At 42.8% G+C, this 21,354-nt stretch carries 26 protein-coding genes; 21 read left to right on the top strand and 5 right to left on the bottom strand.

The window, feature by feature from the left end; translation table 11 throughout:
• Positions 1 to 30 precede the first annotated feature (30 nt).
• Positions 31 to 1,410 (top strand): allantoinase, encoded by a 1,380-nt coding sequence (locus ACFVSH_RS09715; protein ID WP_387705764.1) that lies wholly within the window; start codon positions 31 to 33, stop codon positions 1,408 to 1,410.
• A 164-nt stretch (positions 1,411 to 1,574) separates the two neighbouring features.
• Here the strand turns inward: ACFVSH_RS09715 and ACFVSH_RS09710 are convergent, their stop codons facing one another.
• Genes ACFVSH_RS09710 through ACFVSH_RS09700 form a run of 3 tightly spaced genes read right to left on the bottom strand, consistent with a single transcriptional unit; the run spans position 1,575 to position 3,938 of the window.
• On the bottom strand, positions 1,575 to 2,021 hold the full coding sequence (locus ACFVSH_RS09710; RefSeq protein ID WP_387705762.1) for a PaaI family thioesterase: 447 nt from the start codon (positions 2,019 to 2,021) through the stop codon (positions 1,575 to 1,577).
• Positions 2,022 to 2,037: 16 nt separating this feature from the next.
• Positions 2,038 to 3,588, bottom strand: coding sequence for a solute symporter family protein (locus tag ACFVSH_RS09705; protein WP_342615203.1), 1,551 nt, complete (start codon positions 3,586 to 3,588; stop codon positions 2,038 to 2,040).
• Complete coding sequence (locus tag ACFVSH_RS09700) at positions 3,585 to 3,938, bottom strand: DUF485 domain-containing protein (protein ID WP_387596679.1); 354 nt, start codon at positions 3,936 to 3,938, stop codon at positions 3,585 to 3,587. The genes ACFVSH_RS09705 and ACFVSH_RS09700 overlap by 4 nt, the downstream gene beginning before the upstream one ends.
• Positions 3,939 to 4,203: 265 nt before the next feature.
• Here ACFVSH_RS09700 and ACFVSH_RS09695 point away from each other — a divergent pair, with 265 nt between their 5' ends.
• From ACFVSH_RS09695 to paaX, 15 genes are all read left to right on the top strand, one after another.
• Positions 4,204 to 5,532, top strand: a complete 1,329-nt coding sequence (locus tag ACFVSH_RS09695; RefSeq protein ID WP_387596676.1) for a phenylacetate--CoA ligase family protein — start codon at positions 4,204 to 4,206, stop codon at positions 5,530 to 5,532.
• Complete coding sequence (locus ACFVSH_RS09690) at positions 5,513 to 5,644, top strand: hypothetical protein (RefSeq protein ID WP_260284461.1); 132 nt, start codon at positions 5,513 to 5,515, stop codon at positions 5,642 to 5,644. The genes ACFVSH_RS09695 and ACFVSH_RS09690 overlap by 20 nt, the downstream gene beginning before the upstream one ends.
• 90 nt (positions 5,645 to 5,734) lie before the next feature.
• Entirely contained in the window at positions 5,735 to 5,974 is a 240-nt protein-coding gene (locus ACFVSH_RS09685) for a ferredoxin (protein WP_387596673.1), read from the top strand.
• Between the two features lie 126 nt (positions 5,975 to 6,100).
• Positions 6,101 to 7,057 (top strand): 1,2-phenylacetyl-CoA epoxidase subunit PaaA, encoded by a 957-nt coding sequence (paaA, locus tag ACFVSH_RS09680; protein ID WP_192203534.1) that lies wholly within the window; start codon positions 6,101 to 6,103, stop codon positions 7,055 to 7,057.
• Positions 7,058 to 7,076: 19 nt separating this feature from the next.
• Positions 7,077 to 7,436, top strand: a complete 360-nt coding sequence (gene paaB, locus ACFVSH_RS09675; RefSeq protein ID WP_260284463.1) for a 1,2-phenylacetyl-CoA epoxidase subunit PaaB — start codon at positions 7,077 to 7,079, stop codon at positions 7,434 to 7,436.
• Positions 7,426 to 8,226 carry a 1,2-phenylacetyl-CoA epoxidase subunit PaaC gene (gene paaC, locus ACFVSH_RS09670; protein ID WP_387596668.1) on the top strand — a complete coding sequence of 267 codons (801 nt, stop codon included), beginning with the start codon at positions 7,426 to 7,428 and terminating at the stop codon, positions 8,224 to 8,226. Before paaB ends, paaC begins: the two co-directional genes overlap by 11 nt.
• A gap of 24 nt (positions 8,227 to 8,250) precedes the next feature.
• On the top strand, positions 8,251 to 8,748 hold the full coding sequence (gene paaD, locus ACFVSH_RS09665) for a 1,2-phenylacetyl-CoA epoxidase subunit PaaD (RefSeq protein WP_387596665.1): 498 nt from the start codon (positions 8,251 to 8,253) through the stop codon (positions 8,746 to 8,748).
• Between the two features lie 20 nt (positions 8,749 to 8,768).
• Positions 8,769 to 9,074 (top strand): EthD family reductase, encoded by a 306-nt coding sequence (locus ACFVSH_RS09660; protein WP_230302802.1) that lies wholly within the window; start codon positions 8,769 to 8,771, stop codon positions 9,072 to 9,074.
• Positions 9,071 to 9,847 carry an enoyl-CoA hydratase/isomerase family protein gene (locus ACFVSH_RS09655; protein ID WP_387596661.1) on the top strand — a complete coding sequence of 259 codons (777 nt, stop codon included), beginning with the start codon at positions 9,071 to 9,073 and terminating at the stop codon, positions 9,845 to 9,847. Before ACFVSH_RS09660 ends, ACFVSH_RS09655 begins: the two co-directional genes overlap by 4 nt.
• Positions 9,848 to 9,857: 10 nt before the next feature.
• Positions 9,858 to 10,631 carry an enoyl-CoA hydratase-related protein gene (locus ACFVSH_RS09650; protein ID WP_387596658.1) on the top strand — a complete coding sequence of 258 codons (774 nt, stop codon included), beginning with the start codon at positions 9,858 to 9,860 and terminating at the stop codon, positions 10,629 to 10,631.
• Positions 10,632 to 10,654: 23 nt separating this feature from the next.
• The gene (locus ACFVSH_RS09645) at positions 10,655 to 12,175 is read left to right on the top strand and encodes an aldehyde dehydrogenase family protein (RefSeq protein WP_230302805.1); all 1,521 of its coding nucleotides are present in this window, start codon (positions 10,655 to 10,657) and stop codon (positions 12,173 to 12,175) included.
• 116 nt (positions 12,176 to 12,291) lie between these two features.
• Positions 12,292 to 13,164: a 3-hydroxyacyl-CoA dehydrogenase gene (locus tag ACFVSH_RS09640; protein WP_387596655.1), complete on the top strand. Its 873-nt coding sequence runs from the start codon at positions 12,292 to 12,294 to the stop codon at positions 13,162 to 13,164.
• Positions 13,161 to 14,369, top strand: a complete 1,209-nt coding sequence (locus ACFVSH_RS09635) for an acetyl-CoA C-acyltransferase (protein WP_387596652.1) — start codon at positions 13,161 to 13,163, stop codon at positions 14,367 to 14,369. The genes ACFVSH_RS09640 and ACFVSH_RS09635 overlap by 4 nt, the downstream gene beginning before the upstream one ends.
• A gap of 65 nt (positions 14,370 to 14,434) precedes the next feature.
• Positions 14,435 to 15,211 (top strand): enoyl-CoA hydratase-related protein, encoded by a 777-nt coding sequence (locus ACFVSH_RS09630; protein WP_387705760.1) that lies wholly within the window; start codon positions 14,435 to 14,437, stop codon positions 15,209 to 15,211.
• Between the two features lie 85 nt (positions 15,212 to 15,296).
• A complete protein-coding gene (gene paaX / locus ACFVSH_RS09625; RefSeq protein WP_142244574.1) occupies positions 15,297 to 16,178 on the top strand; it encodes a phenylacetic acid degradation operon negative regulatory protein PaaX in 882 nt (293 codons plus the stop codon).
• Between the two features lie 76 nt (positions 16,179 to 16,254).
• On the opposite strand, the gene ACFVSH_RS09620 is transcribed toward paaX, so the two are convergent.
• Complete coding sequence (locus ACFVSH_RS09620) at positions 16,255 to 16,767, bottom strand: gamma carbonic anhydrase family protein (protein ID WP_387596646.1); 513 nt, start codon at positions 16,765 to 16,767, stop codon at positions 16,255 to 16,257.
• Between the two features lie 81 nt (positions 16,768 to 16,848).
• Here ACFVSH_RS09620 and ACFVSH_RS09615 point away from each other — a divergent pair, with 81 nt between their 5' ends.
• Positions 16,849 to 17,814: an NAD(P)H-dependent flavin oxidoreductase gene (locus tag ACFVSH_RS09615; RefSeq protein WP_387596643.1), complete on the top strand. Its 966-nt coding sequence runs from the start codon at positions 16,849 to 16,851 to the stop codon at positions 17,812 to 17,814.
• Positions 17,815 to 18,148: 334 nt separating this feature from the next.
• The gene (locus tag ACFVSH_RS09610; protein ID WP_387705758.1) at positions 18,149 to 18,775 is read left to right on the top strand and encodes a DedA family protein; all 627 of its coding nucleotides are present in this window, start codon (positions 18,149 to 18,151) and stop codon (positions 18,773 to 18,775) included.
• Positions 18,776 to 18,806: 31 nt separating this feature from the next.
• On the opposite strand, the gene ACFVSH_RS09605 is transcribed toward ACFVSH_RS09610, so the two are convergent.
• Positions 18,807 to 18,944 carry a YjcZ family sporulation protein gene (locus tag ACFVSH_RS09605; protein WP_387596637.1) on the bottom strand — a complete coding sequence of 46 codons (138 nt, stop codon included), beginning with the start codon at positions 18,942 to 18,944 and terminating at the stop codon, positions 18,807 to 18,809.
• Positions 18,945 to 19,161: 217 nt separating this feature from the next.
• Between ACFVSH_RS09605 and ACFVSH_RS09600 the strand changes: the two genes are divergently transcribed.
• From ACFVSH_RS09600 to ACFVSH_RS09590, 3 genes are all read left to right on the top strand, one after another.
• Positions 19,162 to 19,905 (top strand): metallophosphoesterase family protein, encoded by a 744-nt coding sequence (locus tag ACFVSH_RS09600; protein WP_387596634.1) that lies wholly within the window; start codon positions 19,162 to 19,164, stop codon positions 19,903 to 19,905.
• 98 nt (positions 19,906 to 20,003) lie between these two features.
• On the top strand, positions 20,004 to 20,138 hold the full coding sequence (locus ACFVSH_RS09595) for a hypothetical protein (RefSeq protein ID WP_377453511.1): 135 nt from the start codon (positions 20,004 to 20,006) through the stop codon (positions 20,136 to 20,138).
• A gap of 207 nt (positions 20,139 to 20,345) precedes the next feature.
• Positions 20,346 to 21,272, top strand: coding sequence for a cation diffusion facilitator family transporter (locus tag ACFVSH_RS09590; RefSeq protein WP_387596630.1), 927 nt, complete (start codon positions 20,346 to 20,348; stop codon positions 21,270 to 21,272).
• Positions 21,273 to 21,354: the final 82 nt, after the last annotated feature.

Genomic DNA, 21,354 nt, shown 5'->3' with positions numbered 1-21,354 from the left:
TTATAAAAATATTTTGAAGGAGTGGTCCGTGTGTCTATATATGATCTTATTATCCGCAATGGATATGTAGTTTTTCCTGATGAAGTGAAGAAAGCTGATCTTGCCATCCAAGATGGGGTGATTGCTAAGGTCGGGGATCGTCTGGATGATAAAGCGGATGTAGAATATGAGGCGGATGGCCAGCATATCTTTCCTGGTATGATTGATGTCCATGTGCATTTTAGCGAACCTGGCCGCACACATTGGGAAGGATTTGAAACAGGATCGCAAATGATGGCAGCGGGAGGCAGCACCACATATTTCGATATGCCGTTGAATGGAATCCCTTCAACCGTCGATCGAAAGGCTCTCCTTGAAAAGGGCAAGCTCGGTGAGATGAAGTCAGTTATAGACTTTGGATTATGGGGAGGATTGGTCCCGGGAAATATTGATGATTTAGAGGATCTCGCCAAATCCGGAGTCATTGGATTTAAAGCTTTTCTCTCGGCGACGGGGAATGAGGAGTTTGAGCGAGCGGATGATCTCACCCTTTTACACGGAATGAAGAAAATTGCAGATTTGGGCAAGGTCTTGGCACTTCATGCGGAAAGTGATCCGATCACTCAGTGGTTTAAGCAGGAAAAAGAGCAGAATGGACTATTCAGTGCGAATGATTATGCAGCGACAAGACCTGTGCAAGCGGAAGCGGAGGCTGTGGGACGTGCCATTACATATGCAGAGTTAACAGGCTGTCCGCTGCACTTTGTCCATATTAGCAGTAGTTTGGCCATCGAAAAAATTCAATCGGCCAAACAAAAGGGGCTGGATGTAACGGTTGAGACGTGTCCGCATTATTTATTATTCAATCAGGATGATTTAATAGAAAAAGGCGCGGTTGCAAAATGTGCTCCCCCACTTAGGGGAAGAGAAGAACAAGAAAGATTGATTACCTGTTTAATGGAGGGGAAATTCGATATGATTTCTTCCGACCATTCTCCATGCCCTTATGAGCTGAAAGATCCTGCCATACATAATATTTTTGAAGCATGGGGAGGAATAAGCGGAGGGCAATTTTCGCTGATGTCGACGATAGAATTGGCAGTTTCAAACGGTATCCCGCTTCATAAAGTCGCTGAGTGGACAGCTTCAGCCCCGGCAAAAAGGTTCGGCCTCTCTTCTAGGAAAGGACAAATTAAGGAGGGGATGGATGCGGACCTTGCTATCGTTTCCCTTAATGGGACGAATGAAGTTTCGGAATCGAATTTTTTTGCGAAACATAAGCATAGCGTTTATATGGGCCATACCTTTCCTTGCCAAATCACGGGTACCATCAATAAAGGGAAAATAGTTTATCAGAATGATGTAATAAGTGAAGGGGAGCGTGGGGATTGGTTAAAAGTGATAGATTCCGGTAGTGCAGTCAATAACTAGGGAGAAGGGTTTTCAAATAAGGTTCTGGGCAATTGAATTCATTATAAGGGAGGGATTCCGAATCGGGAATCCCTTCTTTTCATCAGCAGTGCGTATGCATCATGGGCAAATCAAGGCGAAAAGAAACCGGACAAGTGGATTGTTTGTCCGGTTTCAAACGTTACTTATTCAACGTGGTCGACGAAATATTGATTTTTCCTGAACACCATCGCTTCCATGGTTGCGATCAATTCCCTTTCATTTAACACGTCTATTTTATACCATGCCAGTTTATGGTTTTTCTTAATCTCTTTCGCTCTAGCGGTTAAAGTCTCCCCCCGTTTGCCAGCTGATAAGAAGTTGATGTTATTTGAAACGCCAACCGCTATTTTGCCATATGAATTGCTGGCTGCTGCGAACACATAATCAGCAAGTGAAAAGATAATGGCACCATGAACCGTTCCATGTGCATTGAGCATGTGGTCACTAGGAATCAATTTTGCTTCCGCTGTGCCGGGACCGAGTTTCGTCAATCTCATCCCTAGAAAAGAAGCGTATGGTTCTTCAACCAGTACTTGTTTGATTTGGTCATAATGCAATTCATGAACATTCTGATCTAAATGTGTGGTCATGGAAATCCCCCTTTTTTTAATGGTCTTTTGCTGAACTTATCCCATATCCGGTATTGGATTTGAACAGTACTTCAGGAAAACTGTTTTCCTCATCTTTTGCCTTTGACAAGATTGTACCTAAGTAGGCTCCAATAAAGCCAAGCGGTACGGTGAAAATGGTCGGGTTGCTCATCGTGAAGAGGGGATTGCCTGTGAAAATACCCATCCCAGGTTCCGGATTCCATACATTGGGACTGAGCATGACCAGTATGATGGAACTGAGTAACCCGAATAACATTCCTGTGATCGCTCCGGTTGCGTTGAAGCGTTTCCAATAAATTGTGCAAAGGATGATCGGTAAATTGGCACTTGCAGCAATTCCAAGCGCAAGGACTGAAAGAAAAGCGACATTCATTGATTGTGCAAATAAAGCAAGTAAAATCGAAATGACAGCTACACCGACAGAAGCCATTCGGGCGACGAGTATTTGCTGTTTTTCCGTAATCTTTCCTTCCTTGATGATTTCACCGTATATATCATGTGCAAAAGCGGATGCTGATGTTAAAACAAGACCGGATACAACCGCTAAAATCGTGGCAAATGCCACAGCAGAAACGAATGCGAATAAAAACTCACCGCCCATGGTTAATGCAAGAAGGGGAGCGGCCATGTTTCCAGCTGAGTTTGCTGCGACGATCCGCTCAAAACCGACGAAAGATGCAGCACCGAAACCAAGGAAAATCGTCATGATGAAAAATATCCCTATAAACCATGTGGAATATACGACGGATTTCCTTGCAGTAGCTGCGTCCTTTACTGTAAAGAAGCGGACGAGTAAATGCGGAAGGCCTGCTGCTCCAAGGACAAGTGACATATTAAATGAAATCATGTCGAGTCCATCGGTGTATTTATTTCCAGGATTCAAAAATTCCTTTCCGAGTGGTGTTGCAGTTTGGACATGATGGAACATCTCTGATATGTTGAAATTAAAACGGGAAAATACGATGAACGTCAGCACAGCGGAACCGCCTAGTAAGAGAACCGCCTTGGTGATCTGCACCCAGCTTGTCGCTCTCATCCCGCCGAAAATTACATAAATCGTCATCAGCACACCCACAAGTAGGACGGATAGCCAATAATCGATGCCGAGCAGCAGTTTAATTAATCCCCCTGCACCAACAAGTTGTGCAATCATGTAAAAGATTGAAATGACAAGTGTATTGGCGGCAGCTATTCCTCGCACTTTTTTTGATTTGAAGCGTGCTGAAATCATGTCTGCCAGCGTAAACTTACCTAGATTGCGAAGTGGCTCCGACACAAGGTACAATAAGACAAGAAAGGCAACAAGGTTCCCGATGCTCATATAAAAGCCATCGAAACCAATCAGTGCGATTGCACCTGTAATTCCCAGGAAAGAAGCGGCTGACATAAAGTCGCCTGCTACGGCCAATCCATTTTGCCATGCTGTCAATCCGCCGCCGGCAGTATAAAAATCACTGGCATTTTTCGTTTTCTTAGAAGAGTAATAGGTTATTGTAAGCGTTAACAATATGATGCCCAAAAAAAGTGTGAGGGATAAAATGCTCATTCGCCAAGCTCCTTCTCATATTTTTTCAAGATATTTTTAGCCAGCTTGTCGTACTTCGCCGCTTTTTTGATATAGACAATTCCTCCTACCCATACGACGGCAAATTGGAGAAGTGCATATACCCATGCCCAAGTAATATTGAAAAAAGCTTCACCTTTCAATACTTCGCTATAAGCAGCTAGAATAGGCAGAACAAAATAAAAAGCAAGAAAGAAGAGAGTGACAGGTACGATGAAAGCTTTTTTCTTTTGAAGCAAATACTTGAATTCTTCTGTTTCAATTAATTGACGATACTTATTTCCGCTGTCATGTCCTGATGGTGAATGTTCAGTTTTAGCTGGTGATTCCATAGTAAGCCCCCCTTTTTAGTGTAGTACGTTTTTAAAACGAGTGTTTGATAAAATGATATATCACTGTTAAAATTAACATAGTCTGAAAATTTAGTAAATTAATATTTTTGTTTGTTCGGTCATTTTTCTGAATTAAAAAACATTATTGACAACGTAGAAATGACGTATTAATCTTGAAATGAATCATAACAATAACTTAATCTCCGTTTTATTACCGTTATGCATATCGGGTGGGACAATAGTAAAATTAAGGGGGACTGAAACAATGTACAATCCGGAAATTGAAACGGCTTCGCGTGCTGAAATGGAAAGTTTACAATTGGCTCGCCTAAAAAAAACGATAGGCCATGTATATGAAAATGTACCTTATTACAGAGAGAAATTCAGGGAGATGGGCCTGGAACCAGAAAATATACAAACCCTAAACGATGTGATAAAGCTTCCCTTTACAAAAAAACAGACTCTACGTGATCAGTATCCATTCGGTTTATTCGCCGTTCCGATGGAGGATGTCACACGCATTCATGGTTCATCCGGAACAAGCGGAAAGCCTACAATTGTCGGGTATACGAAAAATGATTTGGAAAATTGGGCAACAATCGTCGCACGTGGAATTGTAGCAGCAGGGGGTCGCAAGTCAGATATTTTCCATAACGCATATGGATATGGTCTGTTTACCGGGGGCCTTGGTTTGCATTGTGGTGCAGAAAAGCTAGGAGTTGCGACAGTGCCCATTTCAGGGGGAAATACCGATCGGCAGATTACGATCATCAATGACTTTAAACCTCGCGGCATTTGTGGAACCCCTACTTATATTTTGAATATTGCCGAAAAGATGGAAGAGATGGGAATTGATCCTGCAGATAATGGGCTTGATTATGGGATTTTCGGAGCTGAGCCATGGTCAGAGGAGATGAGGGCAACACTTGAGAGAAAACTGAATTTGAAAGCCATCGATATTTACGGACTAAGTGAAATCATGGGGCCCGGCGTTGCGATAGAATGCCATGAAGCACAGGATGGACTGCATATCGCAGAAGACCATTTTCTTGTCGAGGTCATTAACCCGGACACGCTCGAACCAGTGGAGGACGGCGAAGATGGGGAACTTGTCTTTACCAGCCTTACAAAGGAAGCGCTGCCAATCATTCGTTATCGGACGGGAGATATCGCCTCAATTACCCATGAACCGTGTAAATGCGGGCGGACCACAACTAGAATGTCACGTGTTAAAGGCAGAACGGATGATATGATCATAGTCAGGGGAGTGAATGTATTTCCTTCTGAAATTGAGCGTGTATTATTCCAAATGGATGGAATTGTTCCTCATTATCAGATTCATCTCGTTAAGAAGGGGAAAATGGACGGTGTTGAACTGCATATTGAAATTGAAAGCGGTTTCTATAGGGAGATTGAAGAAGACTTATCGCATGGGAATGTAGAGATATTAAGGAAAACGATACAGCATCATTTGAAATCCACATGTCTTGTAACGATGGATGTTGTTGTCAACATTCCAAAAAGCATACCCCGTTCAGAAGGAAAAGCCATTCGTGTCGTTGATAAGCGGAAGGATGAAGTCATTAGTTTATAAATTCCACGCCCATGAACATGATTCTGACGTTCAGTATATGACTGCACATGTACCAATTGAAATACGGGAAGCGAAAGAACTCGAACAAGTGGTGCGAAAACGCGATACATAAAGCGGATGCATTCGTGGTTGACCATGGGTTTATCCCTTATTGGAAGCGGAGATAAGGACCAATCATGCAATAGGGAAGGAGGAGGGAATCTTGGCTAAATATACAGTTGTTGATCAAGAAACTTGCATTGCCTGCGGTGCATGCGGTGCTGCTGCCCCGGAAATTTTTGATTACAATGATGAGGGGCTGGCGTTTGTCATCCTGGATGAAAATGAAGGAACTGCAGAGGTCGGGGAAGAGTTATTTGATGATCTGGATGATGCAATGGAAGGCTGCCCAACAGATTCAATTAAAGTGGAAACTTCGCCCTTTAAAGTTTTAGTGGATTAAAAGATTTTGAAATGCACTGATAATTTCCTTTTATTATGAAAAAAGACAGAATAGTCTTGCATTGAATATAACAATAAAATATAATAACGTTATATAAACGTTATATTATAAAAAGAGGTGATTTGGATGAACGTTCTTTTAAATGATATGGCAGGAGAAGAAAAGCTAAATCAATTCATTGCCAGAATCGAAGCAGGAGAAAAGATAGAAGCTGATGATTGGATGCCGGATGAATACCGGGGCACTTTAATCAAGTTAATATCGATGCATGGAATCAGTGAAATCATGGGGGCGCTTCCAGAAAAGGAATGGGTGCCCAAAGCCCCGACCTTAAATAGAAAACTTGGAATCATGGCAAAGGTGCAGGATGAAATGGGGCATGGGCAATTATTGCTTCGGGTCGCCGAGGATTTGCTAAAGCCGTACGGAAAAAAACGGGATGACCTAATGCAAGATTTGTTTAAAGGAGATTTAAAGTTTCATAATGTTTTCCATATGGAAGCCAAATCCTGGGGCGATGCTGGATTGATTGGCTGGCTGGTTGATGGTGCAGCCATCATTTCCCAGACGAACATGCTTGGCGCCTCATACGGACCTTATGCCCGGGCATTACAAAGGATTTGCGCGGAAGAAGTTTTTCACGCCCAACATGGTGAAGCGATCATCATGGCTTTGGCTGAAGGGACGGAAGAACAAAGGAAATTGGTTCAAGACTCCATCGATTATTGGTGGGAATCTTTATTACTTTTCTTTGGACCTCCCAGCAAGAATGAAGTGGGCACATCCAAACAGGATATAACGATTAAGTACAGAATCAGAACCAGTACGAATGAAGAGCTTCGACAAGCCTTTTTTTCTAAATATGTGAAACGGATCCTTTCACTCGGTTTTAGCATTCCCGATGAAACGCTTAGGTTTGATAAAGCATCTGAAACCTGGATTTACAAACAGCCCGATTGGGGGAAATTGAAGGTGCTCGCAAGGAATGAAGGCCCCCGTTCGCAGGATCGCTTAAGCCTTCGAAGAATTTCTTATGAAAATAATAAATGGGTACGTGAGGCGTTGGCGCCAAAGGTCATCTAATGGAGGGGGGAAGGACGATATGGAAACTAGACAAGAAAATTACTTTGAAGAATTTGAAGTATTCAGCCGTAAAACGCAATCATCACCCGTTCAATACCACTTCAGCCTGCTGGCCCCAAATGAGGATATCGCCATCATGATGGCACAAGAAAACTTCATGAGACGTGAAGCGGTTGATGATATCTGGGTCGTGAAAAGACGGAATATACGGAAAATGACGGCCGAGGAAAAGAAGACGCTTCAACGTATCGATAATAAAGATTACAGGACCACAAAAGGGTACGGGTATTTAAAGAAAAAATGGCGGAAGTATGAGCAGGGAATGCTCGATGAAAAAGAGATAATGTCTTGGGCTGGAGGTGTAAAAAATGAGGAATGAATCATTGAAGGACATCGCAATCAAGGAATTGCTGCTTCAACTGGCGGATGATGACTTCATCCATTCATACCGTGGTGCAGAATGGCTTGGACTCGCACCGCATATCGAAGAAGATGTTGCATCCGCTTCGATATCTCAAGACACGATGGGGCATGCAGCCATATATTATAAATTGCTGGATGAACTCGGTGAAGGCGATGCAGATAAACTGGCTCATGACCGTCCCGCAAAGGAACGGCGCAATGCGATCATTCTCGAATTGGTCAATGGTCCTGGTTACTATATGAAAGACCCGGAATATGATTGGGCGTTTGCGGTAGTGCGGAATTATTTTTATACCCAAGCCAAAGCGATTAAGGTTCGATCCCTTCATTCATGTTCATATGAACCGCTTGCTGAAGTGGCACAAAAGGTACAGATGGAACTTTACTATCATTTAATGCACTGGAAAACCTGGTTCGTCCAATTGCTGGGATCCGGCCACGTGGAAGCGGTTTCTAGGATGAAAGCGGCAATTGGGAAAACAATGCCGGAATTTGCCGGCGTATTTTCACTTGGGCAATATGGAGAGGAAATGGTGGAGCTTGGCTTGATAGAAGGCGAAGCTGACTTACAGAAAAAGTGGATAGAGGCTATCACCCCGATTTTTGAAAGTGTAGGCTTAGCAACAACTATTGAAATAGGCATGGCAAGAGGTGATGGCCGTAATGGCCAGCATACGGAAGATTTGGAAAAGGCGCTAGAAACGTTAAGTGAAGTGTACGCAACCGATAAAGCAGCTTCATGGTGAATCAATGAAAAGGGGAGGGGTACCATGTCGACCATACAGTTAAACATAGAAGAAATTTATAAGCTCCTGGAAGACGTTAAAGATCCCGAAATCGATACAGTAAGTATCCTGGATTTGGGGATGGTTGAAAACGTGACGGTTACGGGCCAGAATGTTTCGGTAAAAATGCTGCCAACTTTTCTTGGGTGCCCGGCATTGTCGATCATCCAAAAGAATGTGGAAACAGCCATTCGACAGCTGCCTGCCGTAAGTAATGTAAATGTGGAATTTTTACGTTCCCCTTCGTGGACATCCGATCGAATTACGGAAAAAGGGAAAGCTGGATTGAAGGTTTTCGGAATCTCCCCTCCTCCTCGACAAATGAAAAGTGATGGATCATGGCATGTGGATTGCCCATATTGTGAATCGACATATGTCACGATGGAAAATATCTTCGGTCCAACGGCCTGCCGCAGCATTTTATATTGTAAAGCATGCAAAAATCCGTTCGAAGCGATGAAACCGATGATAAAAATAATTTAAAACAATGGAGGTTCTATAAAATGGTAAAGTTAATCGCCCTATACAAACAACCTGAAAATAAGGAAGAATTCGATGAGCACTATTTCAATGTACATGGTCCGATAACGGAAAAAATTCCAGGTCTCCAAAAAATGGAGGTCACCAAAATTGTAGGGACCCCAATGGGCAAAGACTCCGAGTATTACATTCTTTGTGAAATGTATTATGAAGACCACGAAGCATTGCAGCAAGGAATGCGTTCTCCGGAAGGAAAAGCATCAGGGAAGGACCTAATGGGCTTTGCAGGGAAACTTGTAACGATGATGATCGGTGAAGAAATAAAATGAATGCGCTTCAATTCATTGAAACGTCAATCACGGAAGGCATTGGTTATATCTCTTTAAATCGGCCGAAACAACTGAATGCCCTTAACAGGAAAATGGTCAGGGAAATAGTTTCAACCATGGAAGATTTCGACCGGGATCCACAAGTGAAGGTGATTTTGCTATCGGGCAATGGGAAAGCATTTTCCGCTGGAGCTGATATCGACGAGATGGTGAACGACAGTCCAATCAGTATGGAGTTAACGAACCAATTTGCTGATTGGGACCGGATAAGCCTAGTCAAGAAGCCTGTAATTGGTGCGGTGAAAAGTTTTGTATTCGGCGGTGGTTTTGAACTTGCATTATCCTGCGATTTCCTGATTGCCGCCAGCGATACCCAGTTTTCCTTTCCGGAAGTGACACTAGGAGTCATGCCTGGTGCAGGGGGAACACAAAGGTTGACGAAATTGGTGGGCAAGACGAAGGCACTTGAATGGATGTTGACTGCTGAAAGGATAAAGGCAAAGACAGCCCTGCAATATGGTTTCATTAATAAGATCGTGGCACCTGAATTGTTAATGGAAGAAACGGTTGATTTTGCTAGAAAGATAGCAAAGCAACCCCCGTTAGCAGTAAGGCTGATCAAAGAATCCGTCAATAAGGCAGTTGATTATCCCTTAAATGAGGGCATGCAATTTGAACGGAAGAACTTCTATATTCTTTTTGCATCAGAGGACCAAAAAGAAGGAATGAAAGCATTTGTTGAAAAAAGGGAGCCGAAATTTACAGGCGGATAAGGGGTGCTCTATGTACGAAACGATCAAATATGGGATTGAAAATGGAGTGGCTTGGCTTACTTTGAACCGTCCTGATAAACTTAATGCCTTTACGTCCCAAATGAATAAGGAAATACAGAAAGCGATCAAAGTATCAGCGGGGTCGGATGAAGTGCGGGCCATTATCATTACAGGGGAAGGCAGGGCCTTTTGTTCAGGACAAGATTTATCGGATGTTGATGAAGGCATGAATTTAGGCCAGGTGCTGCGCGAAGCCTACGGTCCGATGATGGAGCAAATAGCAAACTGTGAAAAACCGATCATTGCCGCAGTCAATGGAGTGGCTGCAGGGGCTGGCTTCAGCCTAGCACTGGCATGCGATTTCCGGCTTGTTTCTGAAAAAGCCAGTTTTGTAAATGCTTTTGTCAATATCGGATTGATACCTGATTCGGGGAATCTGTATTACCTTTCGCGGATCGTTGGCCATGCGAAAGCCTTGGAATTATCTTTATTGGGGGAAAAGGTTCCGGCTAGCGAGGCGAAAAGTATCGGGCTCGCTACAAAAGTGATCGCTGTGGAAGAATGGAACGATCAATTGAAAGCCTTTGCAGAGAATATCGCGAACAAGCCAACGAAAGCAATCGGGTTAATTAAAAGATACTTAGAGGCGTCCTATCACCTTTCATTGGAAGAATACTTAAAAGAAGAAGCGGAGGGTCAGCGGATTGCTGGCTTAACGAAGGATTATGCAGAAGGTGTGGCAGCATTCATTGAAAAAAGGAAGGCTCAATTCATAGGCAAGTAATATAGAAAAGGGAGTGGGATTACATGGTAAGAGTTCAAGAGGCGGCATTCGAAAAAGCGGAAATGAAGCGTGATTATTATCATCTGATCATTAATGGAGAAAGAGTGGAAAGCTCTGATGGTTCCACGATTGATGCGTACAATCCTGCAACTGGTGAAATCATTGCCAAGGTTGCAAAGGCAACAAGGGAAGATGCAGAAAAAGCTGTTCAAGCTGCACGTGAAGCATTTGATAATGGGAAATGGAAGAGGACTCCGATTAATAAACGTTCTCGTGTATTGAACAAAATTGCAGCAATCATGCGTTCACGCTTTAATGAATTGGTTGAATTGGAAGTTCTGAACAGCGGCAAATCCATTTCTGCAGCACAAGGCCAAGTCATGCAGGCAATTGAAGATTTCGAGTTTTATGCAGGCGCATTGGTTGCACACCGCGGATCTGTCAATAATGTACCTGGTCAATTCCATAACTATACGGAAAAAGAGCCAGTAGGTGTTTGTGCTCAAATCATCCCTTGGAATTACCCAATGATGATGGCAGCGTGGAAAATTGCACCTGCAATTGCAGTTGGCTGTTCGGTCATCGTTAAGCCTGCTTCGTTAACGCCATTGACGGCAATTGTATTAGGGGAAATCTGTTTAGAAGCTGGTGTTCCTTCCGGTGTGGTCAATATCATTCCAGGCCCAGGATCGGACGTAGGGAATTACCTTGTCGAGCATCCGAAAGTGAATAAAGTTGCCTTTACGGGTTCTACGCCAATCGGCAGGGATCTCATGGGCAAAGCTTCACAGACATTAAAAAGGGTGACATTGGAGCTTGGCGGGAAGTCCCCTAATATTGTCTTTGAAGATGCGGACCTTGAAGCTGCCATCGATGGATCATTATATGGCATATTCTACAATACTGGACAATCTTGCGAAGCTAGATCCCGTTTATATGTACACGAAGACATATACGACGAATTCGTTGCCAGATTCGTGGAAAAAACGAAAAAATTGAAATTGGGCAATCCGCTGGACAAAGAAACACACGTCGGTGCAGTCATAGATCAAGGGCAATTGGATGTCATCGACAATTATGTACAATCTGCCATTACCGACGGAGCGAAAATCCTGACAGGAGGAAAGCCAGCTGTCATTGAAGGATTCGAAAACGGTTATTGGTATGAGCCAACAGTCATAGCGAATGTCAATCATGAAATGGATGTAGTGAAAGAGGAAATATTCGGGCCGGTCGTTGTCATAATGAAATTCAAAGATGAAAAAGAAGCCGTGAGACTCGCAAATGATACGGAATTCGGATTGGGTTCGGCCCTTTGGACAAAAGATGGCGGGCGTGCGACTAGAGTGGCCAATCAAATAGAAGCGGGAATCGTCATGGTGAATTGCCCATTCTCAGCATTTCCTGGAACACCTTTCGGAGGGTATAAACAATCAGGATTCGGCCGGGAACTTTGTATTGAGACACTTGATCTTTATACAGAAACGAAAAGCATCATTTCCTATCATGGAAGCCGTCCCTTAAATCCCTTTGGAATTCAATAAAACATAAAATAGGTGGCTGGCTGATCGGTATGTCGGAAAAGTAATTCAGGAATGGATGAATGCTGATCTGATTCATCGTAGCCAGCCCTATTTATTTTTGAAGGAGGAATGAACGAATGATTAGAAATCTAGTGATTGTCGGATCTGGTGTCATGGGCAGGGGAATAGCTTATGTAGGAGCAACAGGAGGCTTTAATGTAGTACTGGTGGATGTGAATCAGGATGCTTTGGAAAGTGCAAGAAAAGAGATAGATGGAATTTTTGAGAAGGGTGTACGCTACCAAAAAATCACCCAGGAAGAAGCGACAGCCGCAAAAAGCAGATTTTCTTATTCTTCCAATTTGAAAGAATCAGCAGCATATGCGGACTTGATCATAGAAGCAGTTCCGGAAAAGGCGGAAATTAAGAGGGCAGTCTTCGAAACGATTGAAGTCCATGCAAAAGAAGACTGTTACTTTGCAACCAATACTTCCACGATGAGCCCGACAGAAATTGGTTCTTATGGAAAGCGTCCTGAAAAAACGATTGCCATGCATTTTTTCAATCCTGTACAAAAGATGCCGCTCGTTGAAATTGTACGTGGTCTTGAAACCAGTGATGAAACGGCAGCCATAATAAAAGAGGTAGCCGGAAAAATGGGGAAAGAAACCGTGGTCATTAATGAATTCCCTGGGTTTGTAACCAGCAGGATCAGCTGTTTGGTTGGTAATGAAGCGTTCTTTATGCTTCAAGAAGGTTTAGGTACACCAGAAGAAATCGATAAGGCAATAAAGTTAGGGCTGAATTACCCAATGGGACCATTTGAGCTAGGTGATTTGGTGGGATTGGATGCCCGTTTGAATAATTTGAAATATTTACATAGTAAACTTGGTGAGAAATACCGCCCGGCCCCTCTTCTTGAACAGTATGTTAAAGCTGGCAGGCTTGGCCGTAAGACAGGTAAAGGTGTGTATGATTATACAAAAAATGGCGAGCTGGTGAAGAAATGAAGGATGTTGTGATTATTGATGCTGTGAGAACACCAATCGGAAGATATAAAGGAGCTTTAAAAAGCGTTCGCCCGGATGACCTCGGTGCAATTGTAATCAAGGCGCTGACCGATCGCAATCCAGAGCTGCCGCCAGATCAAATTGAAGATGTCATCTTCGGGAATGCAAATCAAGCAGGAGAGGATAATCGCGATGTGGCCAGGATGTCCGCCCTTTTAGCCGGTCTTCCGGTAAATGTGGCTGGTACGACAATAAATCGTTTGTGTGGATCAGGATTGGATGCCGTCATGTATGCTGCACGCTCCATTGCTGTAGGTGAAGGCGATATTTATATAGCAGGCGGTACCGAAAGCATGACAAGGGCGCCGTACGTCATGGCCAAACCTGAGAGTGAATTTCCGCGGGGGTCAATGGAGCTTCAGGATACAACGATCGGATGGCGCTTCACGAATGAGAAACTGAAAGAAATGTATGGCACGGATTCGATGCCTCAAACTGCTGAAAACGTCGCCCGGCGTTTTTCGGTTTCAAGGGAGGACCAAGATCAATTCGCGTATCAAAGCCAGCAAAAAGCGAAAAAAGCAGTGGAAAATGAGCGTTTCATTAATGAAATCGTACCTGTTCGATATACGGATCGTAAAGGGAATGAAGTCATTGTAGAGAAGGATGAACACCCTCGCCCTGACACGACCATCGAAAAGTTGGAAAAACTCAAACCGATCTTTAAAGACGGCACTATAACGGCCGGTAATGCTTCAGGCGTAAATGATGGAGCCTCGGCATTACTTTTGATGAGTGCAGAAAAAGCACGGGAGCTTGGGTTGAAACCTCTGGCCAAATATGTTGTAGGGGCGGTAGCGGGATTAGAACCGTCCATTATGGGCCTTGGCCCGATTCATGCCACCAAAAAAGCATTGGAGAGGGCAAGTTTGACGATGGAAGACATCGGGCTAGTGGAATTGAATGAAGCATTCGCTTCCCAATCCTTGGAGTGTATCCGCCAATTGAAATTGGATCATGAGAAAGTGAATGTCAACGGCGGGGCAATAGCGTTTGGCCATCCGCTCGGTGCAAGCGGGGCGCGTATTTTAACGACGCTCGTACACGAAATGAAAAAACGGAATGTCCGCTATGGTCTTGCGACGATGTGCGTAGGCGTTGGACAAGGCATTTCCGCCATTATAGAAAATATTGAAAAAGATTGAAGATGTGGTCGGCCCTTATTAGTTTTATCTGCATAAGGGTCATTTTTTAAAGGGGGAAGAGACTCATGTCCAAGGTTATATATAAAGTGATAAATCAAATCGGCTATGTAACAGTGAATCGGCCCGACGTATTGAACTGCTTCGACTATGAGACACTTTGTGAACTGCAGGATGTCATCGATGCAGTTTATTATGACGGCGATATCCGTGCCGTCATTTTTACCGGTGCAGGGGAAAAGGCCTTCAGCGCGGGCGCGGATTTGAAAGAAAGGAAGTCTTTGAATGATGCGGAAGTAAGAAGGAACGTTAAAGCGATTCGCGATGTTTTTAATAGTATTGCAGGGCTTCCACAGCCAACGATAGCTGCCGTCAATGGATATGCATTGGGAGGAGGATTTGAATGGCTGCTTTCATGTGACTTTGCAATTGCTGCCGAAGGTGTTTCTTTGGGGCTCACTGAAACTAGCTGGGCCATTATTCCTGGGGCAGGCGGTACACAGCGGCTGCCGAGATTGATTGGGGAAATGAAAGCGAAGGAATTGATCTTCACCGCTAAAAAGCTGACTGCAGAAGAGGCATGTCAATTAGGGATCCTTTTGAGGGTCGTGCCAATGGATCAACTTATGTCAGCCTGTGAGGAATTGGCAGCCAATATCATGAAAAATGGGCCGATTGCAGTTAAACAAGCCAAATATGCGATTGACCAAGGAATGAATACGGACTTGCAAACCGGAATGGCCATAGAGGGAAAGGCCTATGAATTGACCATCCCGACTCAAGACAGATTGGAAGCGCTCCTGGCATTTAGTGAACGGAGAAAAGCACGATTTACTGGTGAATAACATTGCGCTTTCTTTTTAAAAAGATATAATAATTATTATGTCTTCCGTGTGAAAATAGTAACAATGTAAGGGCGAGGTGAGAAAGATAGGTACTAACACTCAATCCATGATTTTTACGATATACGGCGATTATATCCGTAACTATGGAAATAAAATCTGGATAGGCAGTTTAATTCGTTTATTGAAGGAATTCGGCCATAATGAGCAGGGCGTACGTGTAGCCGTTTCACGAATGGTCAAGCAAGGATGGATTCAGTCAGAGAAGCAGGGAAATAAAAGCTATTACTTTTTGACTGATCGCGGTGTGCAGAGAATGGATGAAGCGGCAAATCGCATATATAAGATGAAACCGAATGAATGGGACGGTAAATGGCGTATCTTAATGTACACGATCCCTGAAGATAAGCGGCAATTACGGGATGATCTCCGTAAAGAATTATTATGGAGCGGGTTTGGCAGTTTTTCAAGTGGTTGCTGGATTTCCCCTAATGATTTGGAGAAGCAAATCAATCGTTTGATCGAGAAATATGACATCAAAGAATATGTTGATTTTTTCATTTCGGAGTACAAAGGTCCGAAAGAAAACCAATCGCTTGTAGAGAAAAGCTGGCATTTGGAAGAGATTGAAAATAAATATGAAGAATTCATCGAGAAATACAGCAAACAATTCATCGTTCATCAAAGCATCATTAACAGGGGCGAAATGTCCGATGCCGATTGTTTTGTGGAACGAACGAACTTGGTGCATGAATACCGTAAATTTTTATTTATCGATCCAGGACTGCCAAAGGAACTTCTGCCTTCAAAGTGGAATGGGAACCATGCTGCTCTTTTATTTAGCCAGTATTATCAAGTCTTGGCTGAACCAGCAAGCCGTTTCTTTGAAAGCGTATTTCAGGAAAATAATGATTTATGCCGGAAAGACGAAACCTATGATGCTAAGGATCATCCACTTATCATTAAGTGAAAAAGAGCTTCAGCCAGTCGCTAATGACGACTTGCAGAAGCTCTTTTCACATTAACATTATCGACTTTTGCAATAATTAATCAAGTATACCTTTGAAGTCTTTCCCCTTTTGAACATATGTATCGATAGAAAGTTGAATCAATTCAAGGTCTTTATTATTCAATCTGCGAACCACTTTCCCTGGGGAACCGATAACGAGTGAACGTGGAGGTATGATTTTGCCAGAGGAAATCAATGTGTTCGCTCCGATGATGCATTCTTCACCGATCTCTACATTATCCAATATCGTTGAACCCATTCCAATAATGGATCGTTTGCCTATTTTACAACCATGCAGGATAACATTGTGACCAACCGTCACTTCGTCTTCAATGACAACTGGGCACCCTTCAAATAAATGAATGGTGGAGTTATCTTGTATACTGCATTTTTCTCCTATTGTTATTGAATCTTCATCACCGCGCAGTACGGCATTAAACCAAATGGTAGAGTCTTTCCCAATCGAAATATCACCGATTAAATGAGCGCCAGGTGCCACGAAAACAGTATCATCAATGGCTGGTTTTTTATTATTATATGGAATAATCATAGTCTCGCTCCTTTTCGAAAAAGTCAGAATTGTTTTTCTAATGAATATAGTATAACATTAAATTGACAGGGAGGGATAAAAGTGAAATATATTTGTGAACTTTTTGCGATAAAATATCCTATTATACAAGGCGGCATGGGGAATATAAGTAATGCAAGTCTTACGGCTGCAGTGTCTAATGCAGGAGGACTAGGGACAATAGGGTGCGGTACCATGAATCCTGAACAGGTAGAAGCCATCATTCTCGAAACCAAAGAAAAAACCAATAACCATTTTGCGTTGAACATTCCAATAAACGTTAGTCCATATACTGATGAGTTAGTGAATCTAGTCCTGAAGCATGATATACCTGTAGTTTCCTTATCTGCAGGAAATCCTGCCCCTTTCATTCCACTATTACAAAAAAAGAATGTAAAAGTGATCGCCATCGTTGCGTCGGTCAAGCACGCGCAAAAAGCGCAAGCTGCAGGGGCTGATGTGTTGGTCGCAGAAGGGTTTGAAGCTGCCGGCATCAATTCGAACCTGGAAATGACGACCTTTACACTCATTCCGCAAATCAGCAAGCATGTGACCCTTCCGGTTTTGGCCGCTGGCGGAATAGGCAATGGACAGGGTTTGGCGGCTGCATTGATGCTGGGGGCTTCAGGAGTCCAATTAGGAACCAGGCTGATCGCTACACAAGAAGCACCGTTCCATCCGTCATATAAGCAGAAACTAATCGAAGCGATGGGCAATGATACGGTAATTTTGGGCAGAACACTTGGCCAAGTCAGAAGAGTATTGAAGGATCCATATACCGAGAAGGTCCTGGATTTGGAAAAACAGGGACTGTCTCCCGTGAATTATCGTGAAATGACCTCTGAAGTCCATCATATTAATGGTGCGATGAACGGGGATGTTAATAATGGATTCATGAACAGCGGCCAGGTTGCTGGATTGATCGACGATATACCCACTGTTAAGGAATTACTTGATGGCATGATGAAAGATGCGAAAAAACAAATGGAGGATGGATTGAGCAGGCTCTCTGCGCCTTTTATGATCTGAGAGCGGAGTGAGCCAATCTTGTCATTAGTTCATAGGTTTATTCCTTGGTAATTTACCGAAAGCTTGAGGTCAATTCGTCCTCAAGCTTTTTTCATTTCTGGACCATTTAAAATTATATGATCATTTTTTACAATCTTCAATCTAATATGAATAGCCCGATAACATAAAATGGACTCCATAAGGTACATTGTTTTAGGATAACATTTTGGGAAAATGTGATTGTACCTGTGATACAATGGAAAATGTCTCTTTTGAAATCAAGGGGTGCCCAGAATCAATCAATCTGGGTGCACCCCTTTTATATGTAATAAAAGTTAAAAAAGGGGAAAAGTCTATGGAAACTTTAATAATGGATATGATTGAAGCATTTAAATCTTTATCCTATTTCGGTGTGTTGCTAGCTTTGACTTTTGAATTCATTCCTGCTGAAATCGTCTTGCCACTGGCTGGATACTGGGTTTATCAAGGTGATATGAATTTATACTTGACTATCATTGCCGGTTCGATTGGTGGGGTAACGGGCCCATTGACGCTTTATGCTTTAGGCAAGTATGGCGGGAGACCGCTTGTATTAAAGTTCGGGAAATACTTTTTGATCAAAGAGGAGCAGTTGAATAAGGCTGACCGATTCTTTGTAAGGTATGGTGGGGGAATTGCCTTTTTGGGACGGTTTGTACCAGGAATTCGTACCGCCGTTTCGCTGCCATGCGGAATGTTGAAAATGAGTATTTGGAAATTCATTTTATATACCTATATGGCGATGCTTCCTGTTACAAGCGTTTATGTTTATCTAGGGTATAAGTTAGGACCGAGGTGGGAACAGGCAGGAGCCATCTTTTCACAATATGCGAATTTCTTGCTTATCCCCATCGCACTTATAATCATTTGGTTCATTATGAAGACTCAAAAACAAACAAAGACAAAAACTAAAAGTCAATTCATAACAAAGAAGGCGCCTTGATCAGGCGCCTTTTTGATTTATGTCATTATTATCAGCATCCGCCGAATCCGCCGAATCCCCAACTGCATCCGATGATGATCAACAAGATGAATAATACGATCAGCAAAGCAAATCCGTTATCGAAACCACCGAATCCGCCGTCGCAACATTCGTTACAATTTCCACCCATTTGATTTCCTCCTCAATACATATTATGAATTACATACCTAGCAAAACATCTTTACCGGGAATACTTCATACTATGTATTCTAGGCCGAAGTGTTAGCTTATTCATAAAAAATGGGCGTGGGCTTTAAGGGGGAAATAAGCCCGAATATTTTTTTGATTTCCTTTTAAATGTTATAATATACCATGTGGATTGTGGGGGAAGGGAGCTGAACTAAGTCATGAAAGTTGCCATTATAACGGATGTGCATGGAAATGCTTCAGCGTTAAAAGCCGTTCTTAAGGATATTGATCAAAGAGAAGATATAGATCGTCTCTATTGTTTGGGAGATATGGTCGGGATTGGCCCTGATACAAATGAAGTCCTTGAACTTTTATTTTCAAGAAATGATTTATCGATGATAACTGGAAATCATGATGAAGCTGTCCTGGCCATCATTAACGGGGAGCCGCATCCGGACGGTCATATTCATGTAAAGGAGCATCATGAATGGATAGCTGAAAGGATGCATCGGAAATTCATAAATGAATTGGGGAAATTGCCTCGAACCATACATCATATCATTAATGATCACTCCGTTTACTTCACTCATTATCACATGGACTTGAAGAAATTGGATGAGCACATAAGCCAAAATCCATTTAGTAAAATAGTTGAACCGAATTTAAATAACTTAGAAATGCTTTTCAAAGATCAACATCACGATTTAATAGGATTTGGACATCATCATCCTATCCACCTCTTTAAAAATGACCGAACGATATTCCTGAACCCTGGTTCTCTTGGATGCAATGGTGAACCAGTTGCACCTTATGCCATTGTCACGATTGAAAATACAGGTATACAGGTAAAACTTGAAAAAGTCGCCTATGATAATACATCGTTCCTGTTATCGTATCAAAGTTTACAAGTTCCAGAGCATGAATTCATTATACGTGCCTTCCATGGCGGACAGCAGGCCTAATACGTTTATAAATGATGAAGTATGGGAAAATGTTGAGCATAAAGGTACATGCCTGTGGATACGATAATAGGCAAACATCATGATGCTGGAGGTACGTTATGAAGGAAAAGGAACTGGAACAGGTAAGTCAAGAGCAGGAAGAGATGGAACGGCATAGTCTTGTCTGTAATGATGAATTGTTTAATAAGGATCTGCACGCCATTGTCGATGATACGATGCAAGAGGATAGATAAACGGGAAAAACGCTGCAGGAAATGTCTGTAGCGTTTATTTTTCTTTGGAATGGTTGAAGGCTGAATTTCGGTTCTTCGCACAAGGTCCCGTCCTGCTTGTTTTTACCACCCTTTTTCTTCCAGTGGATCCTAGAAATGAATCATTTGAAACCATTCTGGATTTATCCCATACTATATATAAGTTTCAAATCCGAGAGGAGGGATGGCATGGGACATCATCATGGTCACGCCCATGATCATGGGCACGGACACCACCACCATTCTAATAATAAAAAAGCATTGTTGGCATCTTTCTTATTAATCTCGACATTCATGATAGTCGAGGTCATTGGTGGATTCTTGACAAATAGTCTGGCTTTACTGTCGGATGCAGGTCACATGCTTAGCGATGCGGCAGCTTTAGGACTTAGTTATACAGCGATCAGGTTAGGGGAAAGAAAAGCAACATCTTCCAAATCGTTTGGATATAAACGGTTTGAAATCATTGCTGCTTGTTTGAATGGATTGACCTTGATTGTCATATCCGTATTCATTTTCGTAGAGGCAATTAAGCGGTTCCTGGATCCCCCTGAGGTGCAAAGCTTGGGAATGCTGATGATTTCAATCATCGGCTTACTTGTTAATATCATTGCGGCCTGGATTTTAATGAGCGGAGATAAGGAAGACAATCTGAATGTACGGAGTGCTTTTTTACATGTTATGGGTGATATGCTTGGATCTGTGGGTGCCATTGCGGCCGCCCTCTTGATTTATTTTTTCGATTGGGGAATTGCAGATCCGATTGCGAGCGTCATAGTCGCGATTTTAATTATTATCAGCGGTGTTAGGGTAGTGAGGGACTCTTTTCATATCTTGATGGAGGGCACACCGGATCAAGTCGATATGGATGAAGTGAAAGCATCCTTGATGGGATTGGTCGGAGTATCCGATGTCCATGATCTCCATATCTGGACGATCACGTCTGGTTTTTTGACAATGAGCTGCCATGTTGTCATAGATGTGAGCGGTAATCACGATTCAGTTTTGGCAGAAGCGCAAAAACTACTTCACGATCGGTTTGGAATCGAACATAGCACGATCCAAGTGGAAAGACAGGAAGCGGGCTGTCCCAATCCACACGAGACATGTAATTGAAAAGGGCTGGCTCAGTATAGAGCCAGCATCTTAATGGGGTCAATAAGATAATCATGGGTTTGCGTGTATGATGATTTCGTCC

Origin of the sequence: Peribacillus sp. NPDC058002 (assembly GCF_042886655.1) — a bacterium.
Taxonomy (GTDB): domain Bacteria; phylum Bacillota; class Bacilli; order Bacillales; family DSM-1321; genus Peribacillus; species Peribacillus aracenensis.
The sequence above is the reverse complement of the archived record's forward strand: the minus strand, read 5'-3'. Positions and strand labels throughout refer to the sequence as shown.